Below are 19,699 nucleotides of genomic sequence, written 5' to 3'. Positions count from 1 at the left end.
TATTAAACTCCTTATTTGGGTTATAATTCCCAACATTATTACTCTGTAGCTTACAAGGTATAATATAAAATAAAACGCGAGGACCAATCAATGGACAATATGGAGGACAAATATAACGAGGCTCTGGCGCATATTGAAGAACTCAAGCAGGAAATCACCCGATTGAGAAGTCTTCTGGGACTTTTTGATGACGAGAATATAACAAGTACGAATGATCAGATTACGTCTTATTCCAGCCCGTTGGTAAGAGTCAGCAAAGAGACAGCCATTGGAGGGCCCAATATTCATCAGTACTCAACTGTAGAGGACAAGCTCGCCCTGTATAAAAGTTATTTTCGCGGCAGAGAAGATGTATACCCGATACGTTGGAGCAATAAGCAAGGCAAATCCGGATACTCACCCGCTTGCGACAATGAGTGGACTTCCGTCTGCGAGAAACCCAAAGTGAAATGCTCGGTTTGCAAACATCAGAGCTTCATGCCTCTCACAAATGAAGTGCTCTCAGCACATTTGGATGCTCGGCAAGACAGGACCATTGGCATATACCCGATGCTGCCAGATGAAACCTGCTGGTTTCTGGCAATGGATTTTGACAAACATGATTGGAAGCAGGACGTTGCTGCCGTAATGCAGCTATGCAAAAGCCATGAAATACCCGCACTGTTAGAGCGCTCACGCTCCGGCAATGGCGGGCACATCTGGATTTGCTTCAGTCAAAATATCGAGGCGGCTACAGCCAGAAGATTTGGAATGACTTTGCTGAGTTTGACCATGAACAAGAGATATCAGATCGGCATGGAATCCTATGACCGTCTGTTTCCCAATCAGGACACGCTACCCAAAGGCGGATTCGGCAACCTCATTGCTCTACCGCTTCAAGGCGGGCCACGTAAACAGGGAAACAGCCTCTTTATTGATGAACACTTCGAGCCCTATTCTGACCAATGGAGTATATTATCAGGGCTTGGCAAGATGACTAAAGACGAGGTACAGCAATTCATATACAAGCACGGGGAACATAGACTGTTCAATAATGATGCACTGATAGCAGCATCTGGCGATGAGGAGGTCGGATTAGCAGAGTCACAGGAGAAATACATTCAGGAGGAGCCATTATTGATGGAACCTTTACCTGCTGAAATACAGATCCTACATTTAAGTCGTCTTTATATTCCTAAGTCTGAACTTCCTTCAAGTGCAGTTTATGCTCTGATTAAATTGGCGTCGTTCTCCAATCCCGATTTTTATAAAGCACAAGCTATGCGGCTCTCCACTTACGGAAAACCCCGGGTTATCTCATGCGCAGAAGATCTGGAAAGTTTCGTAGTTCTTCCAAGGGGATGCCTGCAGGAATTATTATCCTTTTTCGAGCATAATCGTGTGAAAGTATCCCTTGACGACCAGCGTTCGTCCGGAGCTTCAATTGAGGCAGAATTCACCGGTACACTGACCACTCTTCAGGATACAGCAGCCGGAGCAGTTCTGAACCGGGATATAGGCGTTCTCTCGGCGGCAACCGCATTCGGTAAAACTGTTGTAGCCGCCAGCATCATCGCTTCAAGAAAGACAAACACCCTTATTCTGGTGCATCGCCGGGAGCTTATGGAACAATGGCAGGAACGCTTGCAAACTTTTCTTGAGGTTCCTAAACATTCGATCGGTATGATCGGCGGCGGAAAAAACAAAAGAACCGGTATCATTGATATTGCTGTCATCCAGAGCCTCAACTATAAAGGGAATGTTAAACCATTTGTAAGTGAATACGGCCAAGTCATTGTGGATGAATGCCATCACGTATCAGCCTACAGTTTTGAACAGGTTCTTCGTGAAGTCAAAGCTAAGTATGTATTTGGCTTAACTGCCACGCCCAAACGACAGGACGGACAAGAAGCAATTGTACGATTTCAGCTTGGACCAGTGCTTATGAAGATAGACGCTAAAACCTTAAACAGCTCCAGAGGATTTTCATTAAGAGTTGTTCCGAGGTATACAACATTTCAGATCAAGTCAGGTCAAGCAGCTTCAGGTATCCAGGACATCTACCAGCAGCTTGTAGACAACGAGGAACGCAACACACTTATTTTTGACGATTTGCTTACCTGCCTGGATGAAGGCCGCTCTCCGCTGCTGCTGGTTGAACGGACCGCTCATGCTGAGTATTTTGCAGAGAGATTGCAGTCTTTTGCCAAAAACGTAATTGTGCTTAGTGGCAGAATGGGGAAAAAACAGAGAGAGGCTATCCGCGCACAAATATCATCGATCCCTGATGATCAAGAAAGAGTAGTTATCGCGACCGGTAAACTGATTGGAGAAGGCTTTGATGATGCCAGACTGGACACCTTGTTCCTTGTTCATCCCATCTCCTGGTCAGGCACTTTGCAGCAATACGCGGGTAGATTGCATCGAAGCCATGCAAATAAAGAAGAAGTGAAAATATATGATTATATCGACCTTCAGGTCCCTATGTTGATGGCGATGTACAAGAAAAGAGTGAAGGGTTATCGGAAGATGGGGTATAAGGGGGCGGAGTTGTAGTAAAGCGTATGTAAATTGCTATGGATGTGTTGAACCCCTTTCCCTAAAAGGGTTTTAAATATTGCTGGGAAAGAGATTTAAGAAACTAAGGCATGGACTTGTAGAGTCACAATAGGGGTCAAGCATCAGCTTGACCCCACAATAGCATCCAGCAGTTGCATTGGGAGTGGAGTTGGTCGGATGGATAGGCGAAAAAGACACCTTGATTGGTGTCTTAATGGAGAATGCTTATACACTTATGTTATTTCGGAACTCCTAAAGATCGAGGATTCCGCTAATGCTAATCATCGACTAGAATTTCAATCATCATCGCCGCCCCGGCCTTGAACCCATATACAAACGCAGCCGTCATCTCCATTCCCTGAGCCTGAGAATACAGCTCCAATAATGACTCCATTTCCTCAAACTCCCCAACGGACAGTTTCTGCTTCCAAGTTTCTAGGGACTCAGTGATTTGCCTGCTGATCGGGCGGTAATTAGGGTCTTTGGAGATAATGTCCTCGTTAGGGAACAAGTTCCCGTGGTAGAGGGATTCAAGAATGCTTGGCATGGGGGGGGCCTCCTTTATAAGCTACATAATTATAAATGATATAAGCCAGCGTAGCATATTTGCAAAATATATGTGGTACGCTTAGGCGTAATGGTTGACTTAAAAAAGACACCTTATAAGGTGTCTTTAATTCTCCATATGGAGCCGAGGGGAGTCGAACCCCTGTCCGAAGATAACGGCACATAAGTTTCCACGAGTGTAGTTACAGATGCTCAACTCTATTATTTTCTCAGATTGTTGATCTCCTGCTCTGTTAATCCAGTAGCTTTTACAATGGTCGTTATGTCCAGATTCAATTCAAGCATATTCTTAGCCACTTTTTTTATACCTGCCATTTCCGCACTTCCCAGCATAGAAGCCTCATCATGCAAATACTTCTGTCTAGCCTCATACAACCGTCTGGCTTCTGAATCCTGACTCAAATATTGCAAGGTATCCATTGCCTTCTCCAAACCCGGCTCATTCATCTTCAGCACCTCCCAGTGTGATGTATCGGCACCTTTCAGAAACAACAGCCAATTGATCAGTCCGCCTTCAGACGGGACGCTGTACTCATCCAGCTTCGGCAACTCCAAGAAATGGACCTCAATGTCATCAATCAAGGATATCCCTGTCCGGTCTTCCCGCAGATGAAATACGTTATGATATTGATCATTCTTCAAGAACGCATAGTTCAAAATGTTAATCGTCACGCATTTCTTCAACTCCGGATACTTATCCCCTTCGCTGAGTTGACTCGCATACCGTTTGGACCAATAAAACAGCGTTCGTTTCTCGATATCATACTTATTGAAAAGCTGCATCTCTATATCAATCAGCTTGCCTTCAGATGTCTTGGCATAAACATCAAAAATGGATTGTTTGTCGAGTGGATCATCTTTATCCGTATAAGGATTCATCAGAATAATCTCAGTCAGCGGCGGCTCGCCCGCTTCCGTAAAAATGCGGTTAAGAAATGCCAACAGCACATCCTTGTTGTTCTCGCTGCCAAATATTCGTTTGAATACAAAATCCACACGCGGGTCCAGCAAATCCATTGGCATCAGCTCCATTCGTTATTATTATATCATTTTTCAAGGGTTCTGAACCTTGCAAAGATACATAAAACCGCTCAGATTGAATCTGGTTGTCGTTTGAAATACTGCAGTGAAACTCACTGTATCCATTAACAGTAAGCCCCAGAAACCGCGTCATAGCAAGCTTATTTACCGCCATGAATAGTCCAAAACAGCCGCTAAAACGAAAAAGACACCAATTAAGGTGTCTTCTACTTTACTCCATATGGAGCCGAGGGGAGTCGAACCCCTGTCCGAAGATAACGGCACATAAGTTTCTACGAGTGTAGTTACAGTTTTGATGTCACCCGAGTATCGCCCCGTAACCGGCTATACGTTGGGTCAGCCTGATTATCTTCTTCTGCTGACCCCAGGCGGAGACCAGACAGCGTATCCCACTACTTGTTAGCCCCTATCCCTGTCACATGGGCGATGCAGGGTAGAAGCACGCACACAGGTTATTAAGCTGCGAAAGCGTAGTTGTTTTGTTGTTTGCCGTTTAATAGGCTTTAGCGTTGATGAAGCGGACGCGTCCCCACTACTCGCTGCTCATGCTCGAACTACCCCCGTCGAATCCAAGAACGGCCCCTCATTAGAAAAGGGCGCTTCGGATCAAGCGGATCTTCCAGCAAGAGAGATCCAGGCAGCCTCTGTCTTAGATGACTGTCACGAAGCAAAAATCTTACTTACACAGTATAGCACATTTATCAACACTTTAACACGTGGGTTAAAGGAATTGAAGGGTAGATCTGGAACGGCAGGAAGAGCCGGGATACGGCTTATCTGGCGATCTTTTGTTTCTCGCGCAGCGCACGTTGGATGTCGCGTTGAGCGTCTTTTTTGGCGGCGGTATCGCGCTTGTCGTACTGCTTCTTCCCTTTACCTAGGCCGATCAACAGCTTCGCATACCCGTTGCGCACATACACCTTCAGCGGCACAATCGAGTAGCCTTCCTGCTTGGACTGTCCGAGCAGCTTGTGGATCTGCACCTTATGCATCAGCAGCTTGCGTGTGCGTGTCGGGTCCGAAGGATTGTTGCGGTTCCCCTGTTCAAAAGGGCTGATATGCATGTTGTGCACATGAATCTCGCCGTTCCGGATGGTGGCAAAAGCATCGCCAATGTTAGCGCGGCCATTACGCAGCGACTTGATTTCCGTACCGGTTAGCACCAAGCCAGCTTCATACGTGTCCTCGATAAAATAATCATGGGAAGCTTTTTTGTTCTGGGCGAGCACTTTCCCGTCTGCTTTTTTACCCATGAGAGTCACTCCTTGAATCGAATTTCCCGTTTGAACAGAGTCAAACGTCAGATCTATATTGTATCAAAAGCCAGCGCGGGAACGCAAGGAAGGATGATCCTCCCTAGGGCAATCGCTTACGGATTTCTTTAAACCCTTGCCTTCAAAATTTCAGGAATAAATAACTAAGGTGGAATTTCTCCACTTCATTCCACCGAGTGGCCTCCTCCCCCGGAGGGTTAGCGGGAAAAACTTCACTTATTTCCTTCTAAAATCACTGAATGGATGGAAATGGAGATAATTAAGTCTACTTTTTCCATCTAATCACCAAAAAATCGGTGAAATTCGCAGATTAGGTTTCCTTTTTCCACTTCATCCAATCTCGCGGTTCATTTCGTAAGCGATTGCCCTGTGATCCTCCCCTGCGCTGAGCAATTTAAGCGATCATACAAGGGAGGCTATGATGGCACAAGCCTTACTTCTCATTTTCAAAAAAAGCGCTGCTCCCTCACAAAGGAAACAGCGCTCTTATCGCATCCAGCTTATTCTTTCGATTTTTTCTTCTTCTTGCGGCGGCCGCTGCCCTCAGGGTTGCCACTCTTGTCGCTCCGCTCGATGTTGCCCGGAGTCACGGAAGGGCTGATGAAGACGCCGCCCTTCTTTTTCTTTTTGCGGCGGCTCTTGCCTTCGCCGCCGGCCGCTGCCCCGCTGCCGAGATCCTCGCGGCTGCGGAACCGCGTGCTGGCGTCTACGCCGCGCAGCTCGCTGCCCTCTGCTCCGCCGGTGGGTGCGCCATAGCCGCCCTTGCCGGAGCCAAAGCCGAAGCTGATGCCGCGTCCCCCGGCACCGCCTCCGGCCTCACCGCCGCGGCTTCGCCCGCCGCTGCGGTCCCGGTCTCGCGCGCTGCCGCCGCCGCGCTCCACAGCCGCGAAGGCCCGGCGCGCTGCCTCTGCCGGGCCGCCACCCCCGCGCTTGCCGCGCCCGCCAGCCGGTGCACCGCCGCTGGCCTCTGCCGCTGCGCGCGGCTCTTCCCAGGCGCGTGCCCCTGCGCCGGACTTGCCTTTGCCCGCTGCTGCGCTGCCGGGCTTGCCCTTACCGCCGGCGCGGCCCTTGCCGCCGGCTTTGCCGAACGGCTTGCCGAAGCCGCCGCCGCCATTCCCACGGCCGCCCTTGCCCGGGCGGCCGCCGTAGCTGCGGTGCTCGCCCGCCGCGCGCGGCTTCATGTCGACCAACTCGAAGTCAATCGTATGGTCGTCCATGTTGACCTTGGCGACGCGGATCTTCACCTCGTCGCCGATGCGGAACACCTTGGAGGTGCGCTCGCCAATGAGCGCCATGTGGGCTTCGTCGAAGTGGTAATAATCATCGGTCAACGCGCTGAGACGGATCAGTCCTTCCACGGTATTGTCCAGCTCGATGAACATGCCGAAGCTCGTTACACTGCTGACCATGGCGTCGAATTCTTCGCCTACCTTGTCCTGCATGAACTCTGCCTTCTTCAATTGCTCCGTATCACGCTCCGCATCTACAGCCACACGCTCACGTTCAGAGGACTGCTGGGCAATATCAGGCATCCGGGTGGCGAGATATTCATGACGCTTCTCGGTCAGAGCGCCCCCATTCTCAAAAACCTCGCGCATCACCCGGTGAATAACAAGGTCGGGGTAACGGCGGATCGGCGAGGTGAAATGCGAGTAGAATTCCGCTGCCAGACCGAAGTGGCCTGTGCTCTCTGCATCATATTTCGCCTGCTTCATGGAGCGCAGCATCATGGTGCTGATTACCGTCTGTTCCTTCGTGCCTTGAATCTGCTCCAGCAGGTCCTGCAGGGCGCGCGGATGCACCGAGTTGCCCCGGCCTTTGACATGGTAGCCAAAGTTAGCGGCGAAGGCCATGAAGTTCTGCAACTTCTCAGGGTCCGGATCTTCGTGAATCCGGTACAGGAAAGGCACCTTCAGCCAGTGGAAGTGCTCCGCCACCGTCTCATTAGCCGCCAGCATGAATTCCTCGATGATCTGCTCCGCCACGGAGCGCTCACGCTTCACGATATCAACTGCTTTACCGGTCTCGTCGACGATGATTTTGCTCTCCTCGAAGTCGAAATCAACCGCACCGCGCCGCATCCGCGCATCCCGCAGCTTCATCGCCAGTTCTTTCATCAGGCGGAAGTCCTCAATCAGCGGGCTGTAGCGCTCCAGCAGCTCGGGATCTTCGTCTTCAACGATTTTGCGGACATCGGAGTACGTCATTCTTTCTTTGGTACGAATGACACTCGTAAAAACATCATGCTTCACGACCTTCATATGCTCGTCGAATTCCATCTCACAGGACATCGTCAGCCGGTCCACCTTAGGATTTAAGCTGCAAATGCCGTTCGACAGGCGATGCGGCAGCATCGGGATAACCCGGTCCACCAAATATACGCTGCAGCCGCGGTCATAAGCCTCCTTGTCCAGCTCAGAGCCTTCACGCACGTAATAACCGACGTCTGCAATATGAACACCCAGCTTATAGTGCCCATTCTCCAGACGCTCCACATTTACCGCATCATCCAGGTCCTTGGCATCCGCACCGTCAATCGTAACGATGTTCAGTCCGCGCAGATCGCGGCGCCCCTGCTGGATGATTTCTTCCTCCGTGATCGAATCCGGCGCCTGCTCCGCTTCACGCATAACTTCAGCCGGAAAAGCCTCCGGCAACTGATGCTTGCGGATCACCGACAGAATATCCACCCCGGGATCATCCTTATGTCCGAGGATCTCGATGATTTCCCCTTCTGCCGCTGCCCGGCCTTCCGGGTAGCTCACAATCCGTACGACGACCTTCTCGCCGTCAACTGCGCCTTTGAAGGACTGCTTAGGGATAAAAATATCACGGTTAATCCGCTTATCATCCGGCAGCACGAAGCCGTAAGTCTCCAGGCTTTGGAACACGCCGACCGTCTGAAGCACCCCTCTTTTGACAATCCGTACGACTTCGCCTTCCATACGCCCGCCAGACGAGCTTCGCGACGTTATGCGCACCAGCACAATATCGCCGTTCATTGCACCCTTCAGATCATTGGCATTAATGTAGATATCGGGATGATCGCGGTCATCAGGAATCAGAAAAGCAAAACCCTTCGCATGTGCCTGCACGCGCCCGCGCAGCATGTCCATCCGCTCCGGCACACCGTAGCGGCCATTGCGCGTCAGTATCATCCTGCCGTCCTGCTCCAGACCTAGCAGCAGTTCCTCAAAGGCTTTGAACGATTCACTATCCTCTATCGCGAAATGGCTCACCAGTTCATCGTATGTGAGCGGTTTATAAGCGGTCTCCCGCATGAACTCCAGTAATTGCTCTTGTGTTATCAACTTCGTCACCTCGGCCCTCCGCAGCATTTTTCATGCCGCTGGCATATATGTATGTCTTGTCCTATACTGCCTGTACTCATTCAAGTAAATTCTACCTCTATATACCTCATACCCTAGTATACACGAAATCAATCTTAAGCATCCCTGTTATGATAAAGGACCCTAGGCTATAACAAAAAAGCCCCTGCCCCATTCCATTCAGAATAGAGCAAAGGCTTACTGTAAGCAATTTAGTCAACCAGAACAGCTACAAGAATCGACATAATAAAGAATCCTGCCGCTAATCCAACCGTTACACGCTGCAGTACGAGTTCCATACCGCGTGCTTTCGTTTTACCAAAGAGATGCTCAGCACCGCCGGAGATGGCACCGGAGAGACCTGCGCTTTTCCCTTTTTGCAGAAGAACGACCGCAATCAGACCGACGGAAAAAATCAGGAGCACTATTTTCAAAAAGATATCCATTCACTTCCACCTCCTACGTCCAAGCATCACTATCTATGCTAAATTAGGTTTCACGTTTCATAAACAGCATTTTTATTTTATCATAGCGTTGAAACGAATACAACCTTCCGGCTGGTATTCCTTAGTAGAATAAGGCTTTCTTGAGGCACTATGCAAAAAAAAGCCTGCCGGATTCGGCAGGCCTCATGCAGCTTATCTCAAAAGCAATTATCTTTTGAGGTTGTAGAAGGATTTCAGGCCGTTGTATTGAGCCAATTCACCCAGTTCGTCTTCGATACGAAGCAATTGGTTGTACTTGGCGATACGGTCTGTACGGGAAGGAGCACCTGTTTTGATCTGGCCGGCATTGGTTGCCACAGCGATATCAGCGATGGTGCTGTCTTCGGATTCACCGGAACGGTGGGATACAACCGCAGTGTAGCCTGCGCGTTTTGCCATTTCGATAGCGTCGAAGGTTTCAGTCAAAGTACCGATTTGGTTAACTTTGATCAGGATGGAGTTACCAATGCCTTCTTCGATGCCTTTGCTCAGACGCTCAGTGTTGGTTACGAACAGGTCATCACCAACGAGTTGGATTTTGTTGCCCAATTTTTCAGTGAGCAATTTCCAGCCTTCCCAGTCATCTTCGGAGCAGCCGTCTTCGATAGTGATGATTGGGTATTTATCAACCCAGGAAGACAGCAGGTCAACGAATTCAGCTGGAGTGAAGGATTTGCCTTCGCCTTCCAGGTGGTATTTACCGTCTTTGAAGAACTCGGTGGAAGCAACGTCCATACCCAGGAATACGTCAACGCCTGGTTTGTAACCGGCTTTTACAATAGCTTCCATGATGGAGGACAGTGCATCTTCATTGGAAGTGAAGTTAGGAGCGAATCCGCCTTCGTCGCCAACTGCAGTGTTCAGGCCTTTGCCTTTAAGTACGGATTTCAGAGCGTGGAAGATTTCCGCGCCTGTACGCAGAGCTTCTTTGAAGCTAGGTGCGCCAACTGGCAGAACCATGAACTCTTGCACGTCAACGTTGTTGTCGGCATGAGCGCCGCCGTTTACGATGTTCATCATTGGAACTGGAAGCTGTTTCGCGTTGAATCCGCCCAGGTATACATACAAAGGAATATCCAGAGCTGCGGCTGCAGCGCGGGCTACGGCCATGGATACAGCCAGGATAGCGTTAGCACCGAGTTTGCCTTTGTTGTGAGTTCCGTCCAGAGCGATCATCGCTTTGTCGATGCCCAGTTGGTCAAGAGCGTCCATACCGATAACTTCTGGAGCGATGATTTCGTTCACGTTCTCAACAGCTTTCAGAACGCCTTTGCCCAGGTAACGGTTTTTGTCTTCGTCACGAAGCTCTACAGCTTCATGAGCGCCAGTGGATGCGCCGGAAGGAACGATAGCGCGGCCTTTAGCGCCGGATTCCAGATAAACATCAACCTCTACAGTAGGGTTACCGCGGGAGTCGAGGACTTCGCGAGCGTACACATCAGAAATAATAGTCATGTAAGTTAATCTCCTTTTAACATTGGTTTTGGTTGTTAATGGTGAAGCTGGGCTCATCTTATTTACGGCTGGCAATCATGGATTGTCCGGTCATTTCCGCAGGCTGCGGTAGTCCCATCAGATCAAGGATTGTCGGAGCCACATCGGCGAGAATACCGGATTCGCGCAGTACGACATGCTCACTAGTCACGATGAAAGGAACCGGGTTGGTGGTATGAGCCGTGAAAGGACGTCCCTGCTCGTCAAATACCATATCCGCATTGCCGTGGTCGGCAATGATGATTGCAACGCCGCCCTTGGCAACTACTGCATCCACAACCTTGCCCACACATTCATCCGTAACTTCTACAGCCTTGATGGTTGGCTCCAGCATACCGGAATGTCCTACCATGTCAGGGTTCGCAAAGTTAAGGATAATGGCATCCTGTCTGTCTGCTTCGATTTCCGCTACGCAGGCCGCCGCCACTTCGTATGCGCTCATCTCAGGCTTAAGGTCATAGGTTGCCACTTTTGGCGAGTTGATCAGGATGCGGGTTTCGCCTGGAAGCTCTTCATCGCGTCCGCCGCTGAAGAAGAAGGTTACGTGCGGATACTTTTCGGTTTCCGCGATACGCAATTGCTTCTTGTTCTGTTGTACAAGCACTTCACCCAGCGTATTGTCCAGGTTTTTCGGTGAATAAGCTACATAACCTTGAACCGTTTCGCTGAAGGTGGTTAGACATACGAAATGCAGGCCTTGCGGGAACAAAGGACCACGGTCGAAGCCGCGGAAATCCGAGTTGGTGAATACTTGCGACAACTGGATGGCACGGTCAGGACGGAAGTTGAGGAACACGACAGAATCGCCGCTCTCTACTGTCGCTGTCGGTTTGCCTTCGCTGTCCACAATAACGCTTGGCTCAACAAATTCATCATACACAGAATTCTTGTAGGATTCAGTGATCGCTTGCAGCGCATCGGTATATTTCGGGCCTTCACCGTAGACCATTGCGCGGTAAGCTTTCTCTACACGTTCCCAGCGTTTGTCACGGTCCATAGCGAAATAACGCCCGGATACCGTAGCAATCTTGCCCACGCCTACTTCCTCAATCTTGGCGATCAGATCCCGAACGAACTTTTGTCCGCTGTCGGGAGGTACATCGCGCCCATCCATGAAAGCGTGGATATACACTTCGTGCAGATCTTCTTTCTTGGCCAGATCAAGCATAGCGAACAGGTGATTGATATGGCTGTGTACCCCTCCGTCGGATACCAGCGCATACAGGTGAAGCTTCTTGCCGGTTGATTTGGCGCTTCTTACAGCAGCAACCAGCGTTTCGTTCTCGAAGAATTCCCCGTCACGAATCGACTTGTCGATACGGGTCAGGTCCTGATATACAATCCGGCCGGCGCCGATGTTAAGGTGACCCACTTCGGAGTTCCCCATCTGGCCTTCCGGCAGACCCACAGCTTCACCGCAAGCGGTAAGCGTAGTGTTCGGATACTGTTTCAGGTAGCGGTCATAGTTCGGCTTGTTGGCTTGGGCAACAGCGTTGCCTTCAGTCGTATTGCGCAGGCCGAAACCGTCCATGATGATTAGTGCTACAGGTTTTGGAGCTGACATCTTACTTCGCCCCCTCAACCAATGAAACGAAGGAAGCAGGCTGCAGGCTGGCACCGCCGACAAGAGCGCCGTCGATGTCGCTTTGACTCATGTACTCCGTTACATTCTCAGGCTTCACACTGCCGCCGTATTGGATACGTACAGCTTCAGCAGTCGCTCCATCGTACAGATCTTTTACAAGAGTACGGATGTAGGCGATGACTTCGTTGGCATCCTGGGAAGTGGAGGATTTGCCTGTACCGATAGCCCAGATAGGTTCATAAGCAATGACTACACTTGCTGCCTGCTCAGCGCTAAGGCCGGCAAATGCGCCTTCAGTTTGAACCTTGCACACAGCTTTTGTCTGGTCAGCTTCACGCTCTTCGAGCTTTTCGCCAACGCAGACAATTGGAGTGATGCCGTGACGGAATGCCGCATGCATCTTTTTGTTCACGATTTCGTCCGTTTCGCCAAAATAAGCACGGCGCTCGGAGTGTCCGATGATAACATAGTCTACGCCAAGATCCTTCAGCATTACGCCGCTGATTTCACCTGTGAAAGCACCGTTATCTTCAAAGTGCAGGTTCTGTGCACCGATCTTGATGCTGGTGCCTTTAACCGCTGCAACCAGGGCAGGCAGGTTCGTGAATGGAGCGCAGATAACAGTTTCTACGCCTTCCACCTCTGCTTTGCCTTTAACTTCAGCGATGAAGCTTTCAGCTTCCGGAACGGTTTTGAACATCTTCCAGTTACCGGCGATAATAGGTGTTCTGCTCATAGTAATGAATTGCCTCCTTCTACCTTCTACGTCTTACTTGTCGTTCAGTGCTTCTACGCCAGGAAGCGCCTTGCCTTCCATGAACTCGAGTGATGCGCCGCCGCCAGTGGAGATGTGGTCCATTTGGTCAGCCAGGTGGAATTTTTCTGCTGCAGCCGCGGAATCACCGCCGCCGATTACAGTGTAGCCTTCAGTTGTTGCACAAGCCTGTGCTACAGCCTTTGTACCTTCAGCGAAGATGTCGATTTCGAACACGCCCATAGGCCCGTTCCAGACAACCAGCTTGGAGTTCTTGATGATGTCGGCATAAATTTCACGTGTCTTTGGACCGATGTCCAGACCTTCCCAGCCAGCCGGGATCTCAGTAACATCCACAACTCGGGTGTTGGCATCTGCACCGAATTTGTCGGCTACAACTACGTCAACTGGCAGCACGAAGTTTTTGCCCAGTGCTTTGGCTTTCTCCATGAATCCGAGAGCTGCATCAATCTTGTCGTTGTCTACCAGGGAATTTCCGATTTCGAAGCCTTGAGCTTTGGTGAACGTGTAGGAAAGGCCGCCGCCGATCAGAACGTTGTCAGCCAGAGTCAGCAGGTTGTCGATAACGTCAATTTTATCTTTAACTTTGGAACCGCCGATGATGGCAGTGAAAGGACGCTCTGGGTTCGAGAGAGCTTTGCCCAGTACAGACAATTCTTTCTCCATCAGAAGACCAGATACCGCAGGCAGGAAATGAGCGATACCTTCTGTCGAAGCATGTGCACGGTGAGCCGCGCCGAATGCATCGTTGACGAACAGGTCAGCCAGTTCTGCGAACTGCTTAGCCAGTTCAGGATCGTTCTTTTCTTCGCCCGGATAGAAACGGACATTCTCAAGCACAAGCACATCACCATTGTTCAGTTCAGCAATTTTCGCTTTGACTGCATCGCCGACAGCTTCATCAGCCTTGGCTACCGGTTTGCCGAGCAGCTCGGACAGACGGACAGCAGCAACGGTAAGACGCATGGAATCAACGAATTGACCTTTAGGACGGCCCATGTGGCTGGCCAGAATGACCTTTGCACCGTTCTCAATCAGGTATTTAATCGTTGGAAGGGTTTCGCGGATACGGGTATCATCAGTGATCTTGCCGTCTTCCACTGGCACATTGAAATCTACGCGTACAAATACGCGTTTGCCTGTTACTTCTACATCACGGACACTTTTTTTGTTCATGATTATTTTTCCTCCACACCCAAAATTGGTTCCATCACGAATCCATTTAGAAAGAGCGGAAACAAGGAACTTCTGTTTCCGCTCTATAGATGCTGCTTATATTAATCGGGTCTTACTTAGCAAGCTTAGCGAAGTGTTCCAAAGTACGAACGAGCTGTGCAGTGTAGGACATTTCGTTGTCGTACCAAGCAACTGTTTTAACCAGTTGTTTGTCGCCAACAGTCATAACTTTAGTCTGAGTAGCATCGAACAGGGAACCGAAAGTCATACCCTTGATGTCGGAAGATACGAGTTCATCTTCAGTGTAGCCGTAAGTTTCTGGGTCGGAAGCTGCTTTCATAGCTGCGTTCAGTTCTTCAACAGTAACTTTCTTTTCAAGAACAGTAACCAGCTCAGTCAGGGAACCAGTAGCTACAGGCACACGTTGTGCTGCGCCGTCAAGTTTGCCTTTCAGTTCTGGAATTACCAGACCGATAGCCTTAGCAGCACCGGTAGTGTTAGGAACGATGTTCTCAGCAGCAGCGCGGGCGCGTCTGAAGTCGCCTTTAGCGTGTGGAGCATCAAGTGTGTTCTGGTCGCCAGTGTAAGCGTGGATAGTAGTCATCAGGCCTTCAACAACTCCGAACTTGTCGTTCAGAACTTTTGCCATTGGAGCCAGGCAGTTAGTTGTGCAAGATGCGCCGGAGATTACTGTTTCAGTACCATCCAGGATGTCATGGTTAACGTTGTATACAACAGTCTTCATGTCGCCTGTAGCTGGAGCGGAGATTACTACTTTTTTAGCTCCGCCTTTAAGGTGCTTCTCAGCAGCTTCTTTAGTTGTGAAGAAGCCTGTGCATTCCAGAACGATGTCAACGCCGAGCTCGCCCCAAGGAAGTTCTTCAGGGTTGCGGTTAGCCAGAACCTTAACGTCTTTGCCGTTCACTTTGAAGAAGCCGTCATGTACTTCTACGTCTCCTTGGAATTTACCTTGAGTTGTATCATATTTAAGCAAATGAGCAAGCATCTTAGCGTCAGTCAAGTCGTTGATTGCTACCACTTCGATACCTTCTACATTTTGAATACGGCGGAATGCAAGGCGTCCAATACGTCCAAAACCGTTAATACCAACTTTTACACTCATTGAATAGTTCCTCCTAGATTTCATTTTATTTATTCAAGACAGGCCGTTAAGCTTGTCAAGACAACAATGTTAAGTATAATGCAAAATAACTTCGCATGCCTCCCATATTTCGGGAATTACCCCACCGGCTGCATTTGTTTGTCGATTTCTTTGCCGATTTCGATAGCAGCAGCCTCATCTGTAACGAGAATATCCTCTTGCCCGAACCGCAGCATCGCATGTATTGCCTTAGCCTTGCGTTTGCCGCCGGCAATACCTACTACAACTTCTGTACGGATGATATCCTCCAGACGTAATCCCATCGTCAGCATGGTGTGGACAACCTGGCCCGCTTCATTGAAATAATAGCCGAACGATTCGGCAACCGCTCCTTCGCCCTGGATCTCCGAGACGGTAGCCTCATCCAGCTTGCGGCGGCGGGTCATTTCAATGGCATCGCCAATCCCATGCACAATAATACGCGATCTGCGGATGATTTGCACGATCTCTCCAATATTTGCGTCAAGCGCCAGTGACTGATATGCATCTTCACTAAGCAGATCGGGCACATGCAGCAGGCGGTAATTGGCGCCAATCCGCTTGGCCATCGTTGAGGCGATGGTGTTAGCCTGAATCTCCATGCTCTCTCCCAAGCCTCCGCGCGCCGGCACAAACCAAGCGTTCTTATAGGAAAGGGATAATGGGGGTGGCAGCTGATCCGCCATCTCGGCCAGCGTTGAACCGCCGGTGACGGCAATGGTATCATCGGAACGCAGCACACCGAGCAATGCCTTGGCTCCTGCGCGCCCCAGCTCACGCTTCGTGAACGGTGACGTTTCGCAATCGCCAGGTACAACAATCACTTTGTTCAGACCATACGTTGTACGAATTTTCTCTTCCAGATCATCCAGGCCAAACAGGCTCTTGGCGATCGGCTCCAGCAAGTCAAGCAGTCTGCGTCCGGCATCGCTTATGCGCATACCTACGCTCTCGATCTCAATGAGCCCTTGCGATTTCAGAAGATCCGTCTCGGCGCGGAGCACCCGCTCGGTCATATCAAGCGAAGCCGCAAGTGTTCTACGCCCAATAATATCGGACAGCATGATCTGATGTAGAATCGTGTAACGTCTCTTAAGGGTATCCATGAGATCAGGCAAAAGCTGCTTTTGGATTTCTAATAAATTACGCATGCCTTCACTCCTGCAACTTCGTCTTCCTCTTATTCCCTTGTTCATGGTCTCAAAACGTCCCGGGTTAACTTTTTAAGTCCCACCCATATTCTACCCAAAACTCACGCGGAGTGCAAGTCTTCGCAGAGTATAATTCTCAACCTCTTTTCATCTTATACATCTCACACCCTATGGAAGGTCATTGGCAACCCGGGCCTGATGAAGAAGTTTTGACGCGCTGTGATTTTCCGTTGCATTTATAGAATAAATATATTATAATAATTTCTGTTGCGCCCGTGGTCCAATGGATATGACGTAGGCCTCCGAAGCCTGAGATCCAAGTTCGATTCTTGGCGGGCGCGCCATCCATATAGTAATTAACCAAAGAGCCGCTTGCTGGCTCTTTTTTTATAAACTAAGTTTGACTTTCTTTGACTTTTTGTTTGAATTTGTTTATCATGTGGTTAATACGGTAACAGTAAAAAATGAACACATTCGAAGAACCAATTCAAGGAGGTTTTCCACGTGAGTTATATTCCTATGGTAGTAGAACAGAGCAACCGCGGTGAGCGCGCTTATGACATCTATTCCCGCCTGCTGAAGGACCGCATCATTTTCCTCGGAACGGAGGTTAATGACGTGGTAGCCAACTCCATCATCGCACAAATGCTGTTCCTGGCTGCCGAAGACCCGGAAAAGGATATTCACCTGTATGTGAACAGCCCTGGCGGTTCTATTACAGCCGGAATGGCTATATTTGATACAATGCAATACATCAAGCCGGATGTTTCCACCATCTGTGTGGGCATGGCCGCTTCCATGGGAGCGTTCCTGCTGAACGCCGGTGCCAAAGGCAAACGCTTTGCGCTGCCAAACAGCGAAATTATGATTCACCAGCCGCTGGGCGGCGCTCAAGGTCAGGCGACGGACATCGAAATCCGTGCCCGCCGCATCCTTAAGATGCGCGACAAGCTGAACCGCATTCTGGCTGACCGTACCGGTCAACCGCTGGAGAAGATCGAGAAGGATACAGACCGCGACTACTTCATGAGCGCCACCGAAGCGGCTGAATACGGTCTTGTTGATAAAGTTATCGAGAAGACGCTTCCTGCAGGCGTGTAATCCGGATCAGACACACAATAAAAAAGAGGAGGCTTCAGACCCTGACGGGTTCGAAGCCTCCTCTTTTTGGCATAACAGCAACAGATTTGATTACCTAAGCCTTCCATAGCCCAGAGCATCCAGCTTCCCGGCGATAACGCGGTAGCCTCTTCCGTTAGGATGCAGATGATCTAGTGACAGCAGGCTCCGCTCGTTGCCGGCAAACTCATAATAAATAGAAGCAAAGCCGCATACACTGCTGCTGTATCCCGCAGCATAGCGGTTGAACTGCCGCACCCAGTCCGTAGCCTCCATTAGCTGAGGATAGGGGTTGTATAATCCAACGACCCGAATGATATAGGGATTAGGACTTCTTGCTTTCAACTGCCAAAGCAAACCCATAATATCGCTGAAATTTCTTTTACATTCGCGAAGGGACTTCTGCAACACGTGAGACAGATCGCCCGGACGAAGCGCTGTCGATTTGGCCGCTTTAATCAAATCATTGCCACCGATGGATAACGTGATAATATCAGCATTTCGAACATTCTGACGGAATATCGAATCACTCCGCAGCCGCCCCTCCATTCCCTCCGTTGTCAGACCATTTATACCTAAATTCGCCGCACTGATTGGCACACGCAGCCGCCCCTCCGCCAATCTGCGGTAGACTGGCACGAATCCATTGCCCGGAAGCGCTCCGAACCCGGTAGTCAAGGAATCGCCAATTGCTGTGTACTGATAGCTCATAACTCTCCCTCCCCGCATATAAGCTCAGTTTCTCCTTTAGCTTATGAATGACGGAGCGGTCAGGCAACGGAGAGGTGTCCATACAGGGCACTCGCGGAGAGCGCCTATTTCAACGCCGCAAACGGGCTGCTTCCATCCGGCAGCAGTTCTTTGAAGGTAAATTCATAAGTTGGGAACCCGGAAACGTAGGCAGTATATTCGTAGAGCTGGAAGAAGACTACCAGTTTTCCATCCTTCACATAAAAGTTCTTCTCGGTGTTAAGTCCGGTGAATCCGCCAAGGTAGCCGCCTTCTGCCTTAATCAGCTTGGACAGCTTGGCGTTGAGTTCTTTTTTATAATTAGGGTTCGCCTTCAGCAGATCACCGATCAGGAGACGTTTGCCGTCCTTCAGAGAGAAGGTAAGAGCAGTGCGGTAAGTCGACCCGTGAGCGCCGCCAAGATAGCTGTACTGGTTCGTGATCAGACTGAGGATGCCGTCTTGATTATAGGTGATCACATATCCTCCGTCGAACTCATACGGCCGGTCGTCCGAGGATTTATTCGCAATTTCTTTCTCAGCATCTGCTGCGAACTGGGTAAAGATTTGTTTGACCGTGTTATTGATCTTCTGCTGCGCCTCGGCATTCGCCAGCCCGCTGAACTGCGGGTAACTCAGCTTGATCGGAGCGTCCTTCCGGTCCTTGATAATGCTCTCCGTCTTGACGGTAATGGCATTCTGAGGTTTACTCACGACATTCAGCCGGCCAGTGGCCGCACTCCAGTCTCCCTTATATCCCAGGAAATCACTGATCAGATCAAACGGTACAAAAATCCGGTTATTGATGCTCTTCGCTTCATACTGGCTGATATAGAAATCATTGACCGAGATAGAGATTTCATAATCGTATACCGAAAGCTTAACCTGCGTTGTTCCTTTGCCAATCGTATAGGTCTTCTCCGCCTTATCATAAGTCAGCGGCATGCCCAGAGCATCGCGCATAAAAGTCACCGGAACCCACACTTTGCCTTCGCGGACAATGCCGATCTGCTGGGCGATCTTCCCGTTCACCTTCAATACAACCTGAGAATTTACAGCCTTGGACTGAGCGGTGGATGTTGCGGCCTGACTTGTCTCTGCCGGTAAAAGCCCTCCGCTTAGCAGAATGCCTGCCGCCAAAATACCTGCCCCCCATTTACGGGCCTGTTGCTTCGATATGTAATTCATAATTATTCCCCTTCCATTGGTTCTGTAGCGGGACAACTGCTGTCCCCCAATCACTCTTACTATTATAGAGAAATCAGGAACTGCGGTCGTTACAATGCACTTTACAGT

At 49.9% G+C, this 19,699-nt stretch carries 15 protein-coding genes, 1 tRNA gene and 1 other RNA gene; 3 read left to right on the top strand and 14 right to left on the bottom strand.

The window, feature by feature from the left end; genetic code table 11:
* Positions 1–90 precede the first annotated feature (90 nt).
* Positions 91–2,535, top strand: coding sequence for a TOTE conflict system archaeo-eukaryotic primase domain-containing protein (locus ACX1DY_RS26195; protein WP_458967118.1), 2,445 nt, complete (start codon positions 91–93; stop codon positions 2,533–2,535).
* 280 nt (positions 2,536–2,815) lie between these two features.
* On the opposite strand, the gene ACX1DY_RS26190 is transcribed toward ACX1DY_RS26195, so the two are convergent.
* The 12 genes from ACX1DY_RS26190 to ACX1DY_RS26135 form a co-directional block, all read right to left on the bottom strand.
* Positions 2,816–3,085, bottom strand: a complete 270-nt coding sequence (locus ACX1DY_RS26190) for a DUF6809 family protein (protein ID WP_458967117.1) — start codon at positions 3,083–3,085, stop codon at positions 2,816–2,818.
* A gap of 221 nt (positions 3,086–3,306) precedes the next feature.
* Entirely contained in the window at positions 3,307–4,122 is an 816-nt protein-coding gene (locus tag ACX1DY_RS26185) for an Rpn family recombination-promoting nuclease/putative transposase (protein ID WP_458967116.1), read from the bottom strand.
* A 242-nt stretch (positions 4,123–4,364) separates the two neighbouring features.
* Positions 4,365–4,729, bottom strand: a transfer-messenger RNA (tmRNA) gene (gene ssrA / locus ACX1DY_RS26180).
* 190 nt (positions 4,730–4,919) lie between these two features.
* On the bottom strand, positions 4,920–5,399 hold the full coding sequence (smpB, locus tag ACX1DY_RS26175) for an SsrA-binding protein SmpB (protein WP_458967115.1): 480 nt from the start codon (positions 5,397–5,399) through the stop codon (positions 4,920–4,922).
* A 521-nt stretch (positions 5,400–5,920) separates the two neighbouring features.
* Positions 5,921–8,731, bottom strand: coding sequence for a ribonuclease R (rnr, locus tag ACX1DY_RS26170; RefSeq protein ID WP_458967158.1), 2,811 nt, complete (start codon positions 8,729–8,731; stop codon positions 5,921–5,923).
* A gap of 230 nt (positions 8,732–8,961) precedes the next feature.
* The gene (gene secG / locus ACX1DY_RS26165) at positions 8,962–9,195 is read right to left on the bottom strand and encodes a preprotein translocase subunit SecG (protein WP_019914346.1); all 234 of its coding nucleotides are present in this window, start codon (positions 9,193–9,195) and stop codon (positions 8,962–8,964) included.
* A 207-nt stretch (positions 9,196–9,402) separates the two neighbouring features.
* Positions 9,403–10,689 carry a phosphopyruvate hydratase gene (gene eno, locus ACX1DY_RS26160; protein WP_458967114.1) on the bottom strand — a complete coding sequence of 429 codons (1,287 nt, stop codon included), beginning with the start codon at positions 10,687–10,689 and terminating at the stop codon, positions 9,403–9,405.
* Between the two features lie 58 nt (positions 10,690–10,747).
* Positions 10,748–12,292, bottom strand: coding sequence for a 2,3-bisphosphoglycerate-independent phosphoglycerate mutase (gpmI, locus tag ACX1DY_RS26155; protein WP_458967113.1), 1,545 nt, complete (start codon positions 12,290–12,292; stop codon positions 10,748–10,750).
* 1 nt (position 12,293) lies between these two features.
* The gene (tpiA, locus tag ACX1DY_RS26150; RefSeq protein ID WP_458967112.1) at positions 12,294–13,049 is read right to left on the bottom strand and encodes a triose-phosphate isomerase; all 756 of its coding nucleotides are present in this window, start codon (positions 13,047–13,049) and stop codon (positions 12,294–12,296) included.
* Positions 13,050–13,082: 33 nt separating this feature from the next.
* Complete coding sequence (locus ACX1DY_RS26145) at positions 13,083–14,264, bottom strand: phosphoglycerate kinase (RefSeq protein ID WP_458967111.1); 1,182 nt, start codon at positions 14,262–14,264, stop codon at positions 13,083–13,085.
* Between the two features lie 112 nt (positions 14,265–14,376).
* A complete protein-coding gene (gap, locus tag ACX1DY_RS26140; RefSeq protein WP_458967110.1) occupies positions 14,377–15,387 on the bottom strand; it encodes a type I glyceraldehyde-3-phosphate dehydrogenase in 1,011 nt (336 codons plus the stop codon).
* Between the two features lie 116 nt (positions 15,388–15,503).
* Positions 15,504–16,556 (bottom strand): sugar-binding transcriptional regulator, encoded by a 1,053-nt coding sequence (locus ACX1DY_RS26135; RefSeq protein WP_458967109.1) that lies wholly within the window; start codon positions 16,554–16,556, stop codon positions 15,504–15,506.
* Positions 16,557–16,825: 269 nt separating this feature from the next.
* Between ACX1DY_RS26135 and ACX1DY_RS26130 the strand changes: the two genes are divergently transcribed.
* Together ACX1DY_RS26130 and clpP are read left to right on the top strand one after the other, a co-directional pair.
* Positions 16,826–16,900: transfer RNA gene (locus tag ACX1DY_RS26130), tRNA-Arg, on the top strand.
* A 160-nt stretch (positions 16,901–17,060) separates the two neighbouring features.
* Positions 17,061–17,657, top strand: a complete 597-nt coding sequence (gene clpP / locus ACX1DY_RS26125; RefSeq protein WP_458967108.1) for an ATP-dependent Clp endopeptidase proteolytic subunit ClpP — start codon at positions 17,061–17,063, stop codon at positions 17,655–17,657.
* Positions 17,658–17,747: 90 nt separating this feature from the next.
* Here the strand turns inward: clpP and ACX1DY_RS26120 are convergent, their stop codons facing one another.
* Complete coding sequence (locus ACX1DY_RS26120; protein WP_458967107.1) at positions 17,748–18,386, bottom strand: GDSL-type esterase/lipase family protein; 639 nt, start codon at positions 18,384–18,386, stop codon at positions 17,748–17,750.
* Positions 18,387–18,490: 104 nt separating this feature from the next.
* A complete protein-coding gene (locus ACX1DY_RS26115) occupies positions 18,491–19,591 on the bottom strand; it encodes a PdaC/SigV domain-containing protein (RefSeq protein WP_458967106.1) in 1,101 nt (366 codons plus the stop codon).
* Positions 19,592–19,699: the final 108 nt, after the last annotated feature.

This window comes from Paenibacillus sp. BAC0078 (assembly GCF_054483875.1).
This window is presented reverse-complemented; position numbering and strand designations above follow the sequence as displayed.